The organism is Devosia sp. J20-27 (assembly GCF_055808595.1).
In genome coordinates this window covers 3,736,544-3,756,139 of the sequence record NZ_CM147875.1, presented here as the reverse complement: position 1 = coordinate 3,756,139, position 19,596 = coordinate 3,736,544, and the positions used below count along the sequence as shown (strand labels likewise).

Sequence of the window (19,596 nt, the reverse complement as noted above, 5' to 3'; positions counted from 1 at the left end):
CCAATCGGGGAGGCGGGGGCAGGGGCTCCGGGCGTCCACATCCGCAATGACGCGCTGCGGTGCAACAAACCCAGCAGACTATCTCGCAAGACCACAGAAAATCCCGCTGATGACGGCCTCTATCCGCATTTCTGGTTGAACTATTTCAAGTCCATGAAATAAATGTATTGGCAAAAACGAATAATCGGATCGCTTGCAGTGTCCGAATATAGACCCCGTGCAGTCGGGGTAAGTGGGGGATTCATGTTTATCAGCCTAGGGCGCGCCGTCGTCACTGCCGGCGCCATTTCATTCGCGAGCCCTGTGTGGGCCGCATCCAGCGCAGTACTTTGCGTGCAGGAGGAACTGGCGCAGCTCGGCTACAATCCCGGCCAGATCGACGGAGAGCTCAGCGGCATGACGCGCGGCGCCTCCGAGGCCTACCGGGCAGACATGAAGCGGCGCGATCCCAACTGGGCCCAGCCGGCGCTCAAGGCCGACAATGCCGACTTCTGGTGCGAGAAGGTGGCCGGGGCCTTTCCCGAGGTTGCTTCGCATTACCGGAAATTCCTGGGGGAGGACGAAGGCGACCAACCGGCATTCGATCCGAAGTTCAGCGTCGAGGCGGCCAGACGCGAGTTCCTTTTTGACAAGGACTACTACCTGGCGCAACTGCCCGATCCCTCGGTGGCCAGGACCAGCGCCTATTCCCACTTTCTGCAGAAAGGCTGGAAGGACGGTTACGACCCTTCCGCGCTGTTCGATACCTCAGCCTATCTCGAGGCGAATCCGGACGTCGCGGCTCTGGGGATCAACCCCCTGACCCACTTCATTCAGAAAGGCATGGCCGAATATCGCGGTTTCGGCGGGACTCCCGACGAGTCCGGCTTCATCTTCGACGTCGGCAAGGGCGTCACCAAAAAGCAGGTGGCGGAGATCAAGGAAGGGCTGGCCATCGCTCAGACCTTTCTGGAGAGAGAATTCGGCGGCGCCATCCCGGCCGAAGTGGCCGCCAAGGTGATCGTCAAGGTGGAGGCCACCGGCAAAGGCAACCAGGAGCGTGGCGGCGGCAATGGTGTCGCAACGGGGCTGTCATCGCAGAACGACCTCTTGCCGCGTCCGTATTTCGACGTTGCCAACAAGCAGTGGAACCAGAACGCCAAGTCACGGGGCTGGACGACCGCGACCGACAACATCAAGACCGTGGTGCATGAATATACGCACGGCTGGCAGGCCTATCTCGGTGTCATGTCCATATACCAGCAACCGCTCGGCAACTGGATGAACGAGGGCATCGCCGAGTACATCGCCTACCAGGCAATGGTCGATGCCGGCCGGATGTCGCTGAAGAACGCCAATGCCAGCGTCGCCAGTGCGGCGAGGGGGCCCGAACTCGACAATCCGCTGGAAGCCTTCGGCACCACCGAGAGTCCTGCCTGGGCGGGACACGTGGGGTATCTGGCCATCGACTGGCTCGTCGCCGAGTCGCCGAACGGCCGCCGATCCATCCGCATCATTGCCGATGAACTCAAGGCGGGAAAGTCCGTGGCCAAGACCTTCAGGTCGGCTTTCGGGCTGGAACTGACGTCGTTCTACGAGCAGTTCGAGCCCTACCGTCAGGCGCTGCGGAAAAACCCCGGACGGGCCATGGCCAACCGTCCTCGCCTGGCGCTTGCCGACGGGGTGATGGGGCCGATCTCAACCGCAACGCTGGCGAAATGCGTCCAGACCGGCCTGAATGCCGCCGGCTTTCCGGTCGGTGGCGTGGACGGCGTGATCGGCAATGGCACCAAGAAGGCGTTCGACGCCCATATGAAGGCCTCCAACATCGCCGGACCGGCCCTCGCGCTCAGGGAAGACAACTACGCGGTCATCTGCCTCTGGCTGGCACGGCACAATGATCTCGGTCCCGAGTACGAGGCGGTGGCGGAGCAGTTGCTGGATACAACCGAGGCCCGGATCCACATCGCCATCCCGGAAGACTCAAAGTTCGTCGTCCAGTTCCTCAAAGGCGATCAGGTCATTGCCGATGTCGAGGATTTCCAATGGGCGCCGTATGCCGGCGGACATGCGCACCGTGCCACCCGCCCACTGACCGATTTGATGGCCGCCGACACGATGTGCATCAATTTTCGGGAGGGGTGGGCGGTCAAGGACCAGGCCGGCAAGCTTTACCAGGGCAGTTGCGACCCGGTGGAGCCGGCGTTCTACGCGCTCCCCGCCCTCTCGCACGTCTATACTGTCGAGAATACGGCGAAATAAGTCACGGCGGCCGCGGCGTCCGCCGCGGCTGCTTTCCCCGCCTCCCCGGGTGAAACAAGTTGTTACAATCTGGCCGATGCACGAGGTGTGACATCGGTTCAGCTTGTTTGGGAGGCGGCAGTCGTTAAGTTGGCGGCAGAGATTCCCGCCAAAGGATGCACTGACGCTTGCCCGTACCTATGGACATCGCCCTGATCCTTTGCGCGCTGGCGCCCTTTGTGGCGGCAGCGCTGATGCCTGTCATCCACAAGGCCTTCCCCGAGGCGGCAGGCTGGATCGCGGCGCTGGTGCCGGCCGTGGCCTTTGTCTTCCTCTGGCAGTTCCTGCCCGATATCGCCGCTGGCGAGGCCTTCTCGGGCGGCCTGTCCTGGGGCGCGCTGCACGGGCTTGAGCTGACGTTCCGCCTCGACGGGCTGAGCATGACCTTTGCGCTGGCCATTGCGGGCATCGGCGCCTTTATCCTGGTCTATTCGGGCAGCTACCTGCACGGGCATGTGCACCGCGGCCGCTTCCTCAGCTTCATGCTGATGTTCATGGGCGCCATGCAGGGGCTGGTGCTGAGCGACAACATGGTGGCGCTCTATGCCTTCTGGGAGCTGACCTCGGTCACCTCCTTCCTGCTGATCGGCTTTGACGGCAGCCGCATGGCGGCCCGCCGGGCAGCCATTCAGGCGCTGGTGATCACCGGCATGGGCGGACTGGCGCTGCTCGCCGCCGGCATCCTGCTCCAGCGCATCGGCGGCAGCTGGGACATCAGCGGGCTCGGCGATCTCACCACCCATGGCGCCTATCCGGTAGTGCTGGCGCTGGTCCTGCTGGCTGCCTTTACCAAGTCGGCGCAGTTCCCGTTCCAGTTCTGGCTGCCCAACGCCATGGAAGCGCCGACCCCGGTGTCGGCCTATCTCCATTCGGCCACCATGGTGCAGGGCGGCGTCTACCTGCTGGCCCGTTTCTCGCCGGTCCTTGGCGGCACCGATATGTGGACCCTGCTGCTGGTCGGGTTCGGTGGCGTGACGCTGCTGTGGGGCGGCATTTTTGCGCTCAAGCAGACCGATCTCAAGCAGATGCTGGCGCAATCGACCATTGCCTCGCTCGGCCTGCTGGTGCTGCTGCTCGGTATCGGCACCGAAATGGCGGTGATCGGCGCGATGGTCTATTTCGTCGCCCACGCGCTCTACAAGGCCGCGCTGTTTCTCGTCGCCGGCGCCATCGACCACGAGACCGGCACCCGCGACATCACCGCCCTGGGCGGACTGCGGGACCTGATGCCGGCGACCTTCATCGCCACCATCCTCGCGGCGGTGTCGATGATCGGCCTGCCGCCGGTGCTCGGCTACATGGCCAAGGAAGAAATGTATGCGGCGCTGCCGCCCGAGGGCTGGCAGCCGATCCTCACGCTGATCCTGCTGATCGTCGGCAACGGCCTGCTCGGCGCAGTGGCTCTCGCCGTGATGATCCGGCCCTTCATGGGGGCGTTCATCGTGCCGCCCAAAAATCCGCACGAGGCCCCGATGGCCATGCTGGCCGGCCCGGTGGTCTTTGGACTTGTGGCGCTGCTGGCCGGCTTCGTGCCGGGCTGGTTTGGCGACAATCTGGTGATGACGGCGGCCGGCGTGATCACCGCGCACGACGTCGAGCACTATCTCGCCCTGCATCTCGATCCGCTCAGTCTGCTGTTCTGGCTGTCGCTGGCGACCTGGGCGGTGGGCGCCTTGATCTACTGGCGGCTCGACTGGCTGCGCACCACCTTGCGCCGTATTGGCGGCAACTGGAGTTTCGACCGCGGCTTTGACGCCATGATGTTCGGGCTGATCCGCTTCAGCGCCTGGGTGACGCGGCTCTTCCACCACGGCCGGCTGGAGATCTACCTGGTGGTGGTCTTCGCCCTCTTCGCACTGGCGGCCATCGTGCCGCTCTGGGCCATGGGCGGGCTGCCCTATATCCCGGCGATGCCGGACCTCAGTTTCTACGAGTGGAGCGTCATTGGCCTGGCGCTGATCGGCCTCGTCACGTTGATCGCCGCGCGCGACCGGCTGTTCGCCATTCTGGCGCTCGGCATCCAGGGTATCGCGGTGGCCATGATCTACATGCTGTTCGGCGCGCCGGACCTGAGCTTTACCCAGTTCATGGTGGAAATCCTCTCGGTGGTGATCCTCGCGCTGGTCATGACCCGGCTCAATCTCGACGAGCATGACGCCCGCACGTTCAAGGAGTTCGTCGGCGACGGCCTGCTGTCGCTGGCCGTGGGCATTGCCATCACGGTGCTGATGTTTGCCGTGCTGCAGGGCGTCTTCGATCCGCGTCTCAGCGACTTCTTCAACGCCAACAGCAAGGTGCTGGCGCATGGCAGCAATATCGTCAACGTCATCCTCGTCGACTTCCGCGGCCTCGATACGCTGGGCGAGATCTCGGTGGTGATGACGGCCGGCATTGCCATCCTGGCGCTGATCCGCGGCGCCCGGAGGACCTCGAAATGAACACGCTGATCTTCCGCACCATCGCGCCGCTGCTGGTCGTCGTCATGCTGGTGTTCTCGGTGTTCATCACCCTGCGCGGCCATAACGAGCCGGGCGGCGGCTTCATCGGCGGGCTGATCGCCGCCTCCGCCATTGCCATCTACGGCATGGCCGCCGGGCCCAAGGCCACGCGCCACGCCATGAAGGTCGATCCGCTGTCGATCGCCGGGGCAGGGGTGGTGCTGGCGGCGCTGGCCGGCGTGCTGTCGCTGCCGTTCGAACTGCCGTTCCTCACCGGCCTGTGGACCGAACTGCATCTGGGCAGCACCGAAATCTCGCTGTCGACACCGATGTTCTTCGACATTGGCGTCTACGCCGCGGTGATGGGGACGATTTCGGCCATTGCGCTGGCCCTCGAGGATAGCGGGGAGGACGGCTGATGGATTACGCCATTGCCGCGCTCAGCGGCGTCTTTTTCACGGCGGCTACCTATCTGCTGCTCAGCCGGGCGCTGATCCGCATGTTGCTCGGGCTGGGCGTGCTGGGCAATGCGGTGAACCTCTTGATCTTCGTGTCGGGCCGGCTGACCCGGGCCGTGCCGCCCATCGTGCCGGAGGGCGAGAAGGTCCTCGAACTGGGCGCCAATCCGCTGCCGCAGGCCCTGATCCTGACCGCCATCGTCATCGGCTTTGCCATGTTCAGTTTCCTCCTGGTGCTCAGCTACCGCGCCTACCAGTCGCTGGAAGCCGACGACACCGACAAGATGCGGGTTGCAGAACCCCGGAGCGGCCCGACCCCGCCATTGAGCTACTAGATGATCGATTTTCCGACATATCCGGGCGACTGGTTCATCATCCTGCCGGTGGTGCTGTGCCTGCTCGGCGCCGCGCTGCTGCTGGTGCTGCGCTTCGCCCGCGACTTCCATCTGCTGCTGGCGCTGATCACCGTGGGCAGCGTGGCGCTCTGCGACCTGGCACTGCTGCTGCATGTGCTCGAGGTCGGTCCGGTCTCGATGACCATGGGCAACTGGCTGCCGCCCTTCGGCATCAGCTTCACGGCCGACCTGATGGGCGCCAGCTTTGCCTTCGTGGCCGCCATCGTCACCTTCCTGCTGCTGATCTACATGCAGATGGATGCGCCCGAGCGCGCCAAGACCGACGGCCTCTATGCGCTGACCATATTGCTGCTGGCCGGCGTCAGCGGCAGCTTTCTGACCGGCGATCTCTTCAACCTCTATGTCTGGTTCGAGGTGATGCTGATCTCGAGCTTCGGCCTGATGGTGCTGGGCGGCCGCAACATCCAGCTCGACGGTACGGTCAAGTACGGCTTCCTCAACTTCCTCGCCACCACCTTCTTCCTGCTGGCGCTGGGACTGCTCTACGGCCTGCTCGGCACGCTCAACATGGCCGACATCGCGCGGGTCGCGACCACCGCCGATCCGGCCGCCATGGCCTCGGTGGCAGCCATCCTGATGCTGGCCTTCGGCATGAAGGCCGCCGCGTTCCCGGTCAACGCCTGGCTGCCCGCCAGCTATCACACGCCCCCGGCGGCGATTTCGGCGCTGCTCGCCGGACTTCTGACCAAGGTCGGCGTCTATGCCCTGCTGCGCTCGCTCGTGCTCCTGCTGCCGGCCAGCCGCGATGTGCTCGATCCGGTGCTGACGCTGGTTGCCATCCTGACGCTGGTGATCGCCCCGCTGGGCGCCATTGCCGAGACGCACCTGCGCCGGGCGCTGGGCTTCCTCGTCATCGGCGGCATCGGCTCGACCATTGCCGGCATTGCCCTGCCCAGTGCCGCAGGCATCGGCGGCAGCGCGGTCTACGTGCTGCATGCCATGATCACCATGACCGGGCTCTATCTGGCGGCCGGCCTCATCGAAAAGCTCACCGGCCAGACCGATACGCGCAAGATGGGCGGTCTCTATGCCGCCGTCAGCGTGCCCTCGATCCTCTTTCTCACCTTGGTGCTGGCCGTGGCCGGCGTACCGCCGCTGCTGGGCTTCTGGCCCAAGCTGCTGCTGATCGAGGCCGGTATCGATGGCAGCGGACTGGTCTCGGGTGCCTTCGACTGGGGGGCGCTGCTGCTCACCGGGGCCCTGCTGGTCAATGCCCTGCTGACGCTGATTGCCGGGTCGCGGCTCTGGGCCCATATCTTCTGGCGCGCCGGACCGGACGGGCCGATGGCCGAGACGCCCAATCCGGACCTGAAATCGCTGAGCCGGCGCGACCTCTGGCTCGGGGTGACGCCGACCGCGCTGCTCGTCGCCCTCGTGGCGCTGGCCGCACTGGTGCCAGATGTGCTCTTTGAACTGGGCGACACGGCGGCCCGCGACCTGCTGACCCCCGAACTCTACATTCAGGCGGTGGGGCTCAAATGAACCTTCCTCTGATCGCATTGCTGCTTGGTCTCGGCTGGTGTGCCGCCACCGACACGTTCTCGCTGCTCAATCTGGTGTTCGGCGCCACGCTGGGCGGCGTGACGCTCTACTTCGTGCGCGACAACATGGACGGGACCAGCTTCTGGATCCGCTTCCTGCGCGTCATCGCCCTCGCCTGGCTGTTCATCAAGGAACTGATGCTCAGTGCCGTGCGCGTCGCGCTGCTGGTGCTGCGGCCCAATATGGACAGCGAACTGGCGCCCGAGATCATCGAGTTTCCGCTGACCGTTGAATCGGATGCCGAGATCACCCTGCTGGCCAACCTGATCACCCTGACCCCGGGCACGTTGAGCATCGACGTGTCAGAGGACAAGAAGATCCTCTATGTGCACGCCTTGCGGGTCACCGACCGCGAGGTGCTGATCGCCGAAATCCGCGATGGCTTCGAGCGGGCAGTCGCGAGGGCATTCCGATGAGCGGCGCACTGGCTATCCTCTGGGCCTGCTGGATCGGCCTCGCCTGCCTGTCGCTGGGGCTGGTGCTGGTCATCATCCGGCTGATCCGCGGGCCGACCCTGCCGGACCGCATCCTCGCGCTCGACATGATCACCACGCTGGCACTGGGCTTCACGGTGCTGGTGGCGATCCTGACCGGCTTTCACCTCTATCTCGACATCGCCATCTCGCTCGGCCTCGTCGGCTTCCTGTCGACGGTGGCGCTGGCCCGCTATGTGCTCAAGCGCGCCGAGGCAGAGGCTGCCGCCAAGGAGACCTCGAAATGATCGACGAGATCATGCTCTTCATCGCCGCTCTGGCGATCATTGCCGGCGGCCTGTTCGGGCTGGTCGCGGCCATCGGCGTGCTGCGTCTGCCGGACCTTTTCACCCGCATGCACGCCGCCTCCAAGGCCGGTATTGTCGGCGCCGGATTACTGATGCTGGGCATCGCCATAGTTTCGGCGGACAGTGCAATTATTCTGCGCGCTCTTCTCGGCACGTTGTTCCTCGCACTGACGACGCCGGTTGCAGCGCATCTCTTGGCGCGGGCGGCCATCAAGGCCGGACATGTTCCATTGAACAGAAAAAATACTGACAATTTAAACAAGTAGACTGGCGTCTCACGTTTAGTAAGCATATTTTGATTACGGTTTTGTCACATAGTCGATTCAGCTATTGCCTTTGAAAGCAAACACACGTAATCCCGGCATCAACAGCGGGCCACCTTTCCGCCCTGCACCAAAGCTTCAATAAAGGACCCGAAATGAACGACATGTCCGGCACCATTGATGGCACTGACAACGATCTCATCGATCTCAGCGCCGATATCGTCTGTGCCTATGTTTCTCACAACGCCCTGAGCGTGACCGACCTGCCCAAGCTGATTGCCGACGTCCATGCGGCCCTGCGCGGCCTGGGCACGAACCCGGATGTGGAAGTCGCCGAGGAACTCAAGCCGGCCGTGCCGGTCAAGAAGTCGATCGCGCCCGACTACATCATCTGCCTCGAAGACGGCAAGAAGTTCAAATCGCTCAAGCGCCACCTGCGCACCCACTACAATCTCTCGCCCGAAGAGTATCGCGAGAAGTGGGGCCTGCCGTCGGACTACCCGATGGTGGCGCCGAGCTATTCGGCCACGCGCTCGCGCCTGGCCAAAGATAACGGCCTGGGCCGCAAGGCCGCCTGAGGTCGCCGGCGCCCGGCGCCGCACCTCTGACGCACGACGTATCGGCCGCCCTCTCGGGCGGCCGTTTTGGTTTGGACTTTCGGCGGCTGATAGCCCGATGAGAAGGCAAAAGGATGCAAGGTCCGCTAAGCCTTTGGCCGGCAAGGGCAATATTAAAACCTTGATTCTTAAGGCGAAATGCCATATTTAGTCAGGTGACCTGAAAATGGGCACAACCCACTAGTAGGGTTAACCCGGCGGGCAGGTAATACTGCCCGCCCTTATTTTTAGAGTCTTACAATACCTAGCGGATCAGTGCGGCTCGCCTTCACATTCAGTACAGGTTTCAGTCTTGAGAAGTAGGTGTCAGCCTTCTTCTTTCGGATGTATACGCTTGGCCATCTCGTGCTTTTCAAAAAGTACGCGGCTACGTCGCACACTTGAACGGGTAAAGACTCGGAAGAGTCGCGTCCGGATGGGTCTTCAATCACCTTTACGATTGGGATGTTTCTCGGCGCTGCACCCGCTTGAAGGCTCGGAATGTAGTTGAACACCGACATCCTACGCATGAGCCGCATTAGCTGCTTGCCGGCAGTGGCGTCTGTAATGACCATCCCGTAGTCGCCCTTGTGTCCTCCGGGAAAGTTGCCGTGGATAAGGGTATTCTCAAACCTCTGAAACAGCGTCCCCCAAGCGGCCTCGAACACGTCATAATTGGGAGGCTTACCGGCCTTGTCGATCAAAATGTGGGTGAGCGAGACGTAGGGAACCTTCGCAATCTCATCGAGTACATTCCTCAAGATCGCCAGTCGATTGTGCTTGGCGAGCCCGTATACTGCCGTCTGCATGTACTCAGAAGAATGGATTTCTGACCGCAAAGGGAGGCCATAATTGGCCTTCAACACCCTACGGTGGGCTAGAAGTACTGCCACCAAATCGCGCCATCTCGATTCGTGAACTACCAGCCCGGAGAGGCCGAAGTAGGGAGTGGAGCCCGGCAGGCGCCCAGTGTCCCCAGTTTCATCGACGTACATCACATACATTCGTCGATGTTGACCAAGATGGGAATCAAAGCAAGAGTTGATGGTTTCTTCAGTTGGTTATTTTGGAGGTCCAAAGTCAGGAACAGGCAATGAACTGTCGTTTCTGCCACGTGATGTGAGATCAGAACTCCCAGGCGCAAGAATTTGGATCACTGCGAAATTTAGAATGCCCTTCGACCATTGTTATAGTTGGCGGTCACCAGCCTTCCTACGGCAGAAGCCAACTCCGGCACTATTTAGGATCTCGCATCAAATTCCTCGGCGCGTGTGCTAACGAGCCGCCCGCGCACCTCCCCCTAACATCTTCCCCCACCACAATTTTCCCCAAGCTATCCCCCTCGCCATTTGCCTCGTGCACAACATAGGAATATTGTCCCAATTATATACATGACAAAGCAAACGGGACGTCCTATTGATTCGGCTGACAGGCCGGCGCAGATCGAGCATCGCGGGCGCCGTCTCCCGGTGGGGATGACGCCTTCGATGTTTGACGCGTTGGAGAAACTGTTTGGGGACTTTGACCGAGACGAATTCGATGGGCTTGCGTCTGACGCGGCTATCCGCGCTTTTGCAATAGTTCGTAGCCAGCAGGAGTAAAAAGCTCCTGCGTGATCGAGCCTAGGAATACGTTGCAGCGCTGGACCAGATCGGCAAAGACGGCCAACTTATCCAAAGTGAGCGCAATGTGCCTCGAATGGATGTTGGCGCCGACGAACCTTAGGTGGTGGAGTGTTAGCGTTTGAGTTTTGGCGTCGAACTTTGCCGGTATGGCATGAAGCAGGACGTTGCGGCTTAGGGCAACCTTGCCGTCTTCTTTTGAGAGGAAGACAAGCCGCGATGTCAGCCACGCCATATCCTGTTTGTAGGGCGCGAGCGGCGGGTACTGGTTGAACCATTTTCGCAGCACGCGGATTTTGCGCGAGAAGGAGACGGGGTGTTCGGGCTCGAATAGCCGTTCCGAGTATTGCGGCTTGTTGATCTGAATGATGAGGGCATCGAGGTGGTGCTCCATCCGCGACCAACTGGCTGCAATGCGACCAAGTGCTTCAAGAGCAGGCGCAGCATGGGCAGGATCGTCATCAACCAAGCTGTGATAGAAGGCGAACTCCAGGTTGCTGCTTTCCCACCCATTTTCACCGGCTGGTCCCAAAGTGTCTGACAAGCAAGATCTCCCCAAAGACGACGAAACCAAATTCAACGAGACGCTAAAGCGGATGCTCAAGAGCCCGCCAAAGCCGCACAAGACGAGCGATGGGGCAGCTTCTAGGGATGGAAAATCTAACGTTCCACGCGATAGAGAGCGCCCCAAACCCAAGTCCTGAACTCGCCCCTACCGGAAGCGTACTCATCCGTTCGGAAGATGGGTCTTACGGAGTTGTCCAAGCGCCGCATCGCACCGTGCTCGCGCTACTTCCTTTGAGCGTTCGTTCATTTCTGGGTCGCCGTCGATTGGCTTTAGACGTTCAAAGATATTGTCGAAGCTGGTCTCAAACCGCTTCAGAACCTTCCGCCGAACGTCGTCGTTCGCTGCCATTACCATCAGGGTATCAAGCGCCGTTAGCGCCATTGCCCAGCCAGTTATGCCCTCGCCCGCGATATTGGCGAAGTGCTCTGAAAGCTCTCGCTCGATTTTTGCTGCCAATTGGAACGCCCCTCCTTTGTTTGCGAAGAGGCTATCCTTTGCTGGCACGTTTGTGGACTCGCTTGAGCAACTTTAGGCGCTGAGACTTAGTGACGGGCTTCACCAATCCGCCGATAGGTGAGGCGCTTGCCGCCGATGGCTGCGAGCAGCATGTCGTGGCGCTCGGTGTCGCTGACCTTGAGCGCCGTGCGGCGGTTGTAGCGGAAATCAAATTCCGCAAGGTAGCGGTGCAGGTGGGCTTCTCCGCAATGCTGGTAAGTGCCATGCATGCCGCGCTTGAACACTGAGAACACGTTCTCAATCGTATTGGTGTGGACGACCTTGCCAGCCTCACGGCGGGCATATTCCTTGCCGCTGTGATTGACGGTGCGGTGCTGCTGATAGTCCTTGCCCAACTCGGTGTAGAGGCGGCTTTCGTCGGTGTAGAGCACTGACTTGCGCGAGGCATTGGTGAACAGGATTTCGCGCACGCTGTCCTTGGTGGCGTGCTCAACATGGAACGAGCGGACAGAGCCGCCGCGCTCGACCAGAGCAACAACGGTGCGCTTGATGTTGCCCGGCTTGCGCTTCAGGTACGGCTTGCCCTTGCGCTGCGGTGACGGCGACTGATCGTCCTTCTTGCCGATGTAGGTTTCATCGGCCTCAACGGTTTTGCCTTCGCCACCAATCGGACCAGACGAAGCAACGTCCTCTTTCATGGCTTCGCGGATGCGGTGCGCCATGAACCAAGCGGTTTTGTAGGTAACGCCAAGCATGCGGTGCAGCTGGTGCGCGCTCATGCCCTTCTTTGACGAAGTGAGCAGGAACGTCGCCAGTAGCCACTTGTTCAGGGCGATCTTGGAACGCTCGAACACCGAACCAACGGTCACGGTGAACTGTTCGCGGCATTCCTTGCAGTTGTAGAGGCCCGGACGGTGCGCCTTGCCCTGCATCGCCGTGATCTTGGACTGATCGACGTTTCCGCAATGCGGGCAAACCGGACCATTCGGCCAACGCTGGGCTTCAAGGTGCTTACGGGCTTCGTCGGCATTGGTGAAGACGGGGTGATCAAGGCGCATCGCAGTTCTCCTATGGGTTCTTTGTACCAAAGGGAGCGTGCTTTGTCACGTATATAATTGGGAATATTGTCCTACGTAGGAGCGCGAGATGGCGGGATCGGTCAGTTATACGATTGGGGAACAGCGCCGGCGGGCGCGGCGGCTGAGGCGGCGGCGGCCGCGTGACCGCTCGGCGGCGTTCGTGATCGAGGTGGTGGGGGCGGCGCGGGGGATTGCCGGCACCGAAATGCTGGGGCGGCGGCGCTCGCAGCAGATCGCCGGGACCCGGCAGCTGGCCATGTACCTCGTGCACGTGCTGCTGGGGCGGACCTATGCGGAGGTCGGCGAAGTCTTTGGCCGCGACCGGACCACGGTGTCCTACGCCTGCGCCCGCATCGAGGACCGGCGCGACGACCGCAGCGCCTTCGACCGCGAGGTCGAGGCCATCGAGGCCATTGTGCAGGCCCGGCTCGGGGAGCTTCGTCATGACCCGTCGTGAACGGGCAAGTCTCCGTTTCGTCCGGGCCGTGCTGGCGGGCGCGGCCGTGCAGGCCAGCGACGGGGAGGTCGAGGCCGCGGGGGTCCGGCTGGCACGCGCGCAGCTCTCCAAGCTGGTGTCCGACGGGGTGTTGCAGGCAGATGGCCGTGCGCGTGCCGAGACCCGCGGCTGGCTCAAGCGGCAATTGCTCGACGATGCTGCCTTTGCAGCGCAGCACCGCATCGAGGCCGTCAGCGGCGACGGCCTGCGGATCAATCTGGCCGAGAGCCCGCTGGCCCGCCTGGCGTCCGGCGCCGAGCCGTTCCTCGCCCGGCATCAGCTCGAGGCCGGGGAAAAGGTCCGCAGGCTCTACGAGCGGGCCCAGCTGCAGCCACGCCTCACCATGAGCTACAGCGCCGCCCACACCGCCGGCAAAGGCGTGTCGCAGCTGCGGGACCTGACCGACATGGCGGCCGAGTCACGCCGCCAGCTGGCCGGCCTGCATCGCAGCCTGCCGTCCGATTGTGCCGGCGTGGTGCTCGACGTCTGCGGGCTGCTCAAGGGGCTGCAGCAGGTCGAGAGCGAACGCGGCTGGCCGCGGCGCAGCGCCAAGCTGGTGCTGCGCATCGGGCTCGAGCAGGCGGCACGCTATTTCGGGCTGGCGGAAGCGGCAGAGGGGCCGGAGAACCGGCGGGCGCGGGTCTGGGGCGAACGGCCCGGCACTGTCGGTTAGGCTGCGACGGCGCTGGCCTCGCCGCGCATGCGGTTGACCATGGCGACCAGACCGTTCGAGCGCTGGGTGGTCAGATGCTCGCGCAGCCCCAGTTCGTCGAACAGCGCGATGGCGTCGGTGTCGACGATCTCGCTGGCCGGCCGGTCGGAATAGAGGGCGAGCAGCACGGCGACGAGGCCCTTGACGATCATCGCATCGCTGTCGCCGCGGAACTGCATGTTCTGGCGATCGCCCTCCGAGGTCAGCCAGACCTGCGAGACGCAGCCATGCACCTTGTTTTCGGCGGTCTTTTCGTCCTCGGCGAGCGCCGGCAGCGCCTGCCCGAGTTCGATCAGGTAGCGGTAGCGGTCTTCCCAGTCGTCGAGGAAGGTGAGGTTTTCGCGGATGTCTTCAAATGCCTGGGGATGCGCCATGTCCGCTAAATAGGGGATTTGACCGGGCGATGGAAGGTCGGGACCACGCCGCGCAAGAAAGAAGGCCGGAAACACGGGGCAGCGTGTTTCCGGCCGGCCAAGGGCGTTGACTTGGAGTAGCGTCGGGGAAGTGACGCACCCTGGCTTAACCCATCCAGTCCGGTCGCGGTCGGGGGAAAGGGACCGGAGCGATCGAGGTATCCTGCATGGGACGTTCGACGGACGGGGTCTTGGTGACGACGGCAGCAAGAACGGCCTTGCCGCCGACGCATTCGAGGCTGGAGCAATCGCTCGCGAGAATCTGGGAGACGATCATCTGCTGCCCGGCCGAGACGGCCTTCGCCGACATGTCCTCGGCCCGCTGACGGAGGTCGACGTCCTTGGGGGCGAGCACGATGAACGCCATTGTGAGCCAGAATGCCGACCGCAGCAGAAACATGAATAGTGAACCCCAGATCGGGCGGCCGAGTTCCGCCTTCGTTGAGGGAACGCTAGGCGCCCCGGCTTAAAACCGCTTTTGGCAACTCGATAAAATTCGATGCAAATTGCTGCGACCCGCAGTTGCACGGGTCGCAACTGCCGAACGCGGCAGGGGAAACGAACTGTTTACGCTAACCCTAGAAAGCAACCCGCCAACGACGGGGAAAGCACGCGAAACGCCGACCGGGGCGTTTTCCTTAAACCCGCTTTAGGGTCTCGGGACGAGGTTGGGCGCAACAAGAACAGGCGTCTCCGAAGTGAGCTTTTGTAATGCGTAGCCTCTTCTCCCAGATTGTCGGGAAAGATGTGTCCGATGTGCGGCCCGCCGGCGAGGCACGCGACGGCAACAGCCGTCCCGAAGTGCTGCGCAAGCGTACACTCGCGGTCAATTCGTACATCCTCGTGGCCGCCAGTGCCCTCGGCCTGCCCGGCGCACTCTATGTCCTGTTGCATGGCACGCTGCTGCCTTTCATCCTCTGCATTGTCGGCCTGAGCGCCGGCATCCTGACGCTGGCGCTGCACCACCGCGGCCAGTATGAGCGCGCTGCCGCCGGTCAGGTCTATGCCATGCTCATCGCCGGTTTCCTGCTGGCCATGATCGACCCGGCAATTGCCGATTTCGGACTTGCGGTCGCCCTGCTGGCGCCGGTGCATGCCTCGCTGCTGGCCCGTACGCCGGTCAAGAAGCGCGCCTGGGTCGGCCTGGTGGTCGTCGTCAGCTTTGCCGCATTGGCGTCGCTGGGCCTGCCGGCCTGGCCCGATGCCTTTGCCGGCGACAACAGCCTCGTCTCGATGCTGGCCTTTGGCGTGGCGGCGCTGATCGTGGCGCATTCGGCCAACCGGCTGAACTCGGTATTCGAGGTCTACGAGAAGTCCCAGATCAACGCCTACCGGCACCTGATCGAGCACGTGCAGGACGCGGTGATGCGCTTTGCCTCGGACGGCACGCTGCTGTTTTCGTCGCGTTCCACCGAAAGGCTGCTTGGCTGCCATCGCTATGAACTGAGCGGCGGCGGCCTGATCGAGCGCATCCATGTGCTCGATCGACCCGCCTACATGACCGCCTTCGCCGAAGCCAACCATGACGGCCGGACCCGCCGCGTCGAGATGCGGATGCGTCGCGACGACCATGAAATGCCCGCGCCGGCGGCCCAGTTCTTCTGGGTCGAGGCCAGCCTGTCGCCGGTGATCGAGAATTCCGACGCCGACGGCCGGCATGAAGTGGTGGCGCTGTTTCGCGACATCACCGAGCGGCGCGACCATGAGACCGAGATGCGCAATGCCCGCAAGGCGGCCGAAGACGCGTCGAGTGCCAAGTCGCGCTTCCTCGCGACCATCGGCCACGAGCTGCGCACTCCGCTGAACGCCATTGTCGGGTTCTCGGAAATGATGACCACTGGCGTGGTCGGCGATCTCAGCCCGCAGCACCAGGAATATGCCTCGCTCATCCACTCGTCGGGCAAGCACCTGATCGAGGTGGTGCAGATGCTGCTCGACATGAGCCGTCTCGATGCCGGCAAGTTCGAACTGCAGACCGAAACCTTCCCGGCCGATGCACTGGTCGAGCCGTGCCTCAAGATCGTCGACACGCTGGCGCGCGAGAAGAGCATTCGCCTTGCCACCGACCTGCCCAAGATCCTGCCGCAGATCACCGCCGACGAGCGGGCGCTGCGCCAGGTGCTGATCAACCTGCTGTCCAATGCCATCAAGTTCAGCCACGAGCATTCGGTGGTCACCGTCGGGATGCGCCGCCAGGGCCGCTATCTCAACGTGTCGGTGACCGATCTGGGCATCGGCATGGGCGAAGATGCGGTCAAGCGCATCGGCGAACCCTTCTTCCAGGCAAATGACGGCCTCAACCGGCGCTATGAAGGCTCCGGACTGGGCCTGTCCATCGTCAAGGGGCTCGTCGAACTGCACGACGGCCAGCTCCACGTCATGTCGTCACCCGGGCAGGGAACGATTGTGACTGTTCTGCTGCCTATAAACGGTCCGGCAATAAAGGTGGAGGAGACTGCCTCCATCACCCCCCTCCATAGGGACCCCGCACCGCAGCAGACGCCGCAATGGCAAGAAGACGGAAAAAGAAAAGCGCTATGACCGCAGCAACCCTGACGCGCCTGCCTCTCCAGGCAGGTGGCGCCGTGCTGGCCACGACAGGCCGCGCGGTGCAATCGGCCATTTCCTGGGGCTTTGCCCGCTACATGCGGGCGCCACTCGCCTCCACCGGCGTCGCCGTCATGGTGACGCTGAGTCTGGTGGCGACCAGCAATGCCCTCTATTTCCAGCACAGCCGCCATCCGGCACCGCTCTTCGGCGACGCGGTGCAGACCGCCGGCATCATCGATCCAAGTGTCGAACCGGTGGTCCCCGCCATGCGCCCGGACCGCACGGTCACGGCATCGACGCCCAAGCTGGTGGTTCCGCGGGTCGAGAACATCGCCCCGGCGCCCGCCGTGGAAAGCGTCGAGCCGATCGGCAATTCCGAAGTCTTTGCCCTGCAGCGCAAGCTCGAGAGCATGCGGCTCTTTACCGGCACTGTGGATGGCTACTATGGCCCGCAGACCGCCGGCGCCATCCGGGCCTTCGAAAAGAAGGCCGGCCTCAAGTCCACCGGTCAGCTGACCCCGGAAATCGTCAAGGCCATTCTCGATGCGCCGCTGATCGCGTCCGAGCCCGAGCCCAAGATCCTGCCGACGCCCGAACCGCTGCCCGCCGCCGATCCGTTGCCCAAGGTGATGGTGCAGGTGGTGCCCCAGCCGGTCGCCGAACCGGTGGCCGAAGCGCAGCCGCTGCCGGCGCCCGAGCCGCTGCAGGCGAGCGCGCCGGTCGACCTGCTGCCAGTCGCAGAAAAGCGCGTCACCACGCGCGAACTGCCGGCCACGCCGCAGGAGGCAATGAGCATCGCCGCCGACACAGCGGGTGATGCCATCGACACCATCATCAACGGCGTGCAGTCGCTGGCCATGACCAAGCCGGGCAGGGCGCCCGCGCCACAGCCGGCCGCGACCCCGCTGCCGCTGGTGCCCATGACGAACACGACGCCCGGCACCGATCCGCAATTGACCGCCAGCGTCTCGGCGACTGCCGTGGTGGCGCCCAAGGCCGCTGCCCAAGCCGAGGTGAAGGCCCGTCCTGTCGTCGTTCCGGTGCTCGACACCGACGCCAAGGTCGAGGACCTGATGCCGCCCTTCTCGGTGACCGACCCGGTGATCGTCTCCAGCGTGCAGCGCGGTCTGTCCAGCCTGGGCTTCCTGCACGGCCCGATCGACGGCGTTGCCGGCGAGGCCACGGCCAAGGCCATCCGCACCTTCGAGACCTTCTACAATTACGAGCGGACCGGCCGGATCACCCCCGAACTGCCCGACCTGCTTGTGAAGGCCGGCGCCACGCTGTAACCAGCAGCCATGCTGCGCACCGACCTCTGGACCGCCGCCTTCGTGCGGCGGCACAACGACCTTGGCCACCTCTGCGTCGTGTCGCGGCGGGGCGATCCGATTGCCGGCCAGGTGTTTGTCGAGCTCGATCACCTCAACGGCACGTCGACGCTCTACGTCCCCGCGCCGGCTTCGGCGATCGAGGAGCGGATCGAGGACCGGCTGTTCCAGGTGCGCTATGCAGGCGTTGAACCGGCCAAGGTGGCTGAACGCATTGCGCGCGAGGCCGATTTCGACCCCGACCTCTGGGTGCTGACGCTGGAGATGCGGTCCGGGGATCCCGGACTCGAGCTGGTAAAGCCCTAGCTGGCCTGACGCACGCCGATCCGGGCCAGTGCCTCGATGGCCTGGTCGACCACGGGATCGCGCTCGCGCTTCTGCGGGGCAGGGGTGCGGCGGCTTTCCTGCGTGAACGGCCGGTATTCGGGCTTGGACAGATCGAGCAGGTTCACCTCGCCGCGCCACGAGCTCATCAGGAACGCCGTGGCATCGACATTGACCGTCTGGAACAGGGTGGCGAACTGCGACAGCGCCTTGGACCGGTCCTCGTCATGGCTGGTGGCGTGGATCAGCACCTTGAGCCCGTCATATTCGTTGCAGCCGAAGGCCCGCAGCACCACGAACAGCGCGGCACCGCTGGTGTCGTGGGCGATCTGCCCGCAGCGCACTTCATCGAGGCCGGTGATCTGGTGCAGCAGCGTGGTGACTTCGGGGCGGCGGTTCTCCGAGAACAGCTTCATCAGCGCCTTGGTGAGCTCGGGTGTCGCCACCGACAGCTGTTCCAGCGTCTTCTTGATCGGCGCGACCGGCGTGCTGCGATTGGCAAAGGCGGTGATGACCTTGATGCGGTCGGTCTCGTTGAGATCGAAGAAGGCCGGCGCCAGCAGGGCGCAATCGAAGTCGTCGCGGGCGGCCAGCGACCAGGCGACCTGATGATCCATCTGCGCCGAACGAGCGAGGGCGGAAAGGAAGGCGCCGCGCGGCACGATCGAGGTATTGGTGGCAAGCGCGCGATAGACCTTGCGGCTGTTTAGCTGGAAGAGCTTGGCCAGCACCACATTGGTCAGGTCGTTGCGCCGCGCCAGCGCGGCAGCGGTCGGCACGTCATTGTTCGAAACCAGCTTGAGCATGGTCTGTTCGGACAATCTGGGCGCGGCAACGAGGAAATCCGGGAGGTCCTCACCCAGATGGGCGATCACCAGCTCCTCGAGCTCGGGAGAGAGCGAGTCGGAGCGTCCCAGCGTTGCCGCGGCTTTTGCGCGGGCTGAAGGCGCCGCGGTGGGGAAGAGGCGCTGCGCCAGCGCCGCAAACTGTTCCATTTCGGCATGAGTCGGGGTGCCGCGCCGGGAGAAAGCGTCGCAGGCAGCCACCAGCAAGGTGTTGGTCCGATCGATCCCGCCGGTCTCGATCAGAAGTTGAAACGTCTCATACGGCTGGAAACCGATCATAATCTGCCCTGAATGCCCGAGACTCGGACGTAAACCACGCAAGGCGACTATTTCCGCAAAATCGTTAGCGAACTGTTAACCTTGACGAACTCTTAATGACCCTGTCGGGGAACGCGTCGCCCCGATTTGTCCGCTGCAATGGTGCGCGGC

Annotated in this window: 21 protein-coding genes; 14 read left to right on the top strand and 7 right to left on the bottom strand. The window is 63.2% G+C overall.

What is annotated here, in order from left to right:
* Positions 1-243: 243 nt before the first annotated feature.
* From AC0L4C_RS18625 to AC0L4C_RS18585, 9 genes are all read left to right on the top strand, one after another.
* The gene (locus AC0L4C_RS18625) at positions 244-2,241 is read left to right on the top strand and encodes a hypothetical protein (RefSeq protein WP_473401232.1); all 1,998 of its coding nucleotides are present in this window, start codon (positions 244-246) and stop codon (positions 2,239-2,241) included.
* A gap of 167 nt (positions 2,242-2,408) precedes the next feature.
* A complete protein-coding gene (gene mbhE / locus AC0L4C_RS18620; protein WP_473401231.1) occupies positions 2,409-4,718 on the top strand; it encodes a hydrogen gas-evolving membrane-bound hydrogenase subunit E in 2,310 nt (769 codons plus the stop codon).
* Complete coding sequence (locus tag AC0L4C_RS18615) at positions 4,715-5,137, top strand: MnhB domain-containing protein (RefSeq protein WP_473401229.1); 423 nt, start codon at positions 4,715-4,717, stop codon at positions 5,135-5,137. Before mbhE ends, AC0L4C_RS18615 begins: the two co-directional genes overlap by 4 nt.
* Positions 5,137-5,511 carry a Na+/H+ antiporter subunit C gene (locus AC0L4C_RS18610; protein ID WP_473401228.1) on the top strand — a complete coding sequence of 125 codons (375 nt, stop codon included), beginning with the start codon at positions 5,137-5,139 and terminating at the stop codon, positions 5,509-5,511. Before AC0L4C_RS18615 ends, AC0L4C_RS18610 begins: the two co-directional genes overlap by 1 nt.
* Entirely contained in the window at positions 5,512-7,074 is a 1,563-nt protein-coding gene (locus AC0L4C_RS18605) for a proton-conducting transporter transmembrane domain-containing protein (RefSeq protein ID WP_473401226.1), read from the top strand.
* Positions 7,071-7,550 carry a Na+/H+ antiporter subunit E gene (locus AC0L4C_RS18600; RefSeq protein WP_473401224.1) on the top strand — a complete coding sequence of 160 codons (480 nt, stop codon included), beginning with the start codon at positions 7,071-7,073 and terminating at the stop codon, positions 7,548-7,550. Before AC0L4C_RS18605 ends, AC0L4C_RS18600 begins: the two co-directional genes overlap by 4 nt.
* Positions 7,547-7,855 (top strand): cation:proton antiporter, encoded by a 309-nt coding sequence (locus AC0L4C_RS18595; RefSeq protein ID WP_473401223.1) that lies wholly within the window; start codon positions 7,547-7,549, stop codon positions 7,853-7,855. Before AC0L4C_RS18600 ends, AC0L4C_RS18595 begins: the two co-directional genes overlap by 4 nt.
* Positions 7,852-8,181 carry a monovalent cation/H(+) antiporter subunit G gene (gene mnhG / locus AC0L4C_RS18590; protein WP_473401222.1) on the top strand — a complete coding sequence of 110 codons (330 nt, stop codon included), beginning with the start codon at positions 7,852-7,854 and terminating at the stop codon, positions 8,179-8,181. The genes AC0L4C_RS18595 and mnhG overlap by 4 nt, the downstream gene beginning before the upstream one ends.
* 152 nt (positions 8,182-8,333) lie before the next feature.
* Positions 8,334-8,756 carry a Ros/MucR family transcriptional regulator gene (locus AC0L4C_RS18585; RefSeq protein ID WP_473401221.1) on the top strand — a complete coding sequence of 141 codons (423 nt, stop codon included), beginning with the start codon at positions 8,334-8,336 and terminating at the stop codon, positions 8,754-8,756.
* Positions 8,757-9,022: 266 nt separating this feature from the next.
* Here AC0L4C_RS18585 and AC0L4C_RS18580 read toward each other — a convergent pair whose 3' ends face one another.
* The 4 genes from AC0L4C_RS18580 to AC0L4C_RS18565 form a co-directional block, all read right to left on the bottom strand.
* Positions 9,023-9,769 carry a DUF3800 domain-containing protein gene (locus AC0L4C_RS18580; protein ID WP_473403555.1) on the bottom strand — a complete coding sequence of 249 codons (747 nt, stop codon included), beginning with the start codon at positions 9,767-9,769 and terminating at the stop codon, positions 9,023-9,025.
* A gap of 565 nt (positions 9,770-10,334) precedes the next feature.
* A complete protein-coding gene (locus AC0L4C_RS18575; protein ID WP_473401220.1) occupies positions 10,335-10,940 on the bottom strand; it encodes a hypothetical protein in 606 nt (201 codons plus the stop codon).
* 183 nt (positions 10,941-11,123) lie between these two features.
* A complete protein-coding gene (locus AC0L4C_RS18570) occupies positions 11,124-11,420 on the bottom strand; it encodes a hypothetical protein (protein WP_473401219.1) in 297 nt (98 codons plus the stop codon).
* Positions 11,421-11,506: 86 nt separating this feature from the next.
* Entirely contained in the window at positions 11,507-12,478 is a 972-nt protein-coding gene (locus AC0L4C_RS18565) for an IS1595 family transposase (protein WP_473401218.1), read from the bottom strand.
* Between the two features lie 88 nt (positions 12,479-12,566).
* Between AC0L4C_RS18565 and AC0L4C_RS18560 the strand changes: the two genes are divergently transcribed.
* Entirely contained in the window at positions 12,567-12,956 is a 390-nt protein-coding gene (locus AC0L4C_RS18560; RefSeq protein ID WP_473401217.1) for a helix-turn-helix domain-containing protein, read from the top strand.
* Entirely contained in the window at positions 12,943-13,668 is a 726-nt protein-coding gene (locus AC0L4C_RS18555; RefSeq protein ID WP_473401216.1) for a DUF6456 domain-containing protein, read from the top strand. Before AC0L4C_RS18560 ends, AC0L4C_RS18555 begins: the two co-directional genes overlap by 14 nt.
* Here AC0L4C_RS18555 and AC0L4C_RS18550 read toward each other — a convergent pair.
* The gene (locus AC0L4C_RS18550) at positions 13,665-14,081 is read right to left on the bottom strand and encodes a SufE family protein (RefSeq protein ID WP_473401215.1); all 417 of its coding nucleotides are present in this window, start codon (positions 14,079-14,081) and stop codon (positions 13,665-13,667) included. The two genes, AC0L4C_RS18555 and AC0L4C_RS18550, sit on opposite strands and share 4 nt — an antisense overlap.
* 145 nt (positions 14,082-14,226) lie before the next feature.
* Complete coding sequence (locus AC0L4C_RS18545) at positions 14,227-14,520, bottom strand: hypothetical protein (protein WP_473401214.1); 294 nt, start codon at positions 14,518-14,520, stop codon at positions 14,227-14,229.
* 311 nt (positions 14,521-14,831) lie between these two features.
* Here AC0L4C_RS18545 and AC0L4C_RS18540 point away from each other — a divergent pair, with 311 nt between their 5' ends.
* The 3 genes from AC0L4C_RS18540 to AC0L4C_RS18530 are packed head-to-tail and all read left to right on the top strand — an operon-like array spanning position 14,832 to position 18,304.
* Entirely contained in the window at positions 14,832-16,661 is a 1,830-nt protein-coding gene (locus tag AC0L4C_RS18540) for an ATP-binding protein (RefSeq protein ID WP_473401213.1), read from the top strand.
* On the top strand, positions 16,658-17,959 hold the full coding sequence (locus tag AC0L4C_RS18535) for a peptidoglycan-binding protein (protein ID WP_473401212.1): 1,302 nt from the start codon (positions 16,658-16,660) through the stop codon (positions 17,957-17,959). The genes AC0L4C_RS18540 and AC0L4C_RS18535 overlap by 4 nt, the downstream gene beginning before the upstream one ends.
* A 9-nt stretch (positions 17,960-17,968) precedes the next feature.
* A complete protein-coding gene (locus tag AC0L4C_RS18530; RefSeq protein WP_473401211.1) occupies positions 17,969-18,304 on the top strand; it encodes a DUF1491 family protein in 336 nt (111 codons plus the stop codon).
* On the opposite strand, the gene AC0L4C_RS18525 is transcribed toward AC0L4C_RS18530, so the two are convergent.
* Positions 18,301-19,446: a DUF2336 domain-containing protein gene (locus tag AC0L4C_RS18525; protein ID WP_473401209.1), complete on the bottom strand. Its 1,146-nt coding sequence runs from the start codon at positions 19,444-19,446 to the stop codon at positions 18,301-18,303. The two genes, AC0L4C_RS18530 and AC0L4C_RS18525, sit on opposite strands and share 4 nt — an antisense overlap.
* Positions 19,447-19,596 lie beyond the last annotated feature (150 nt).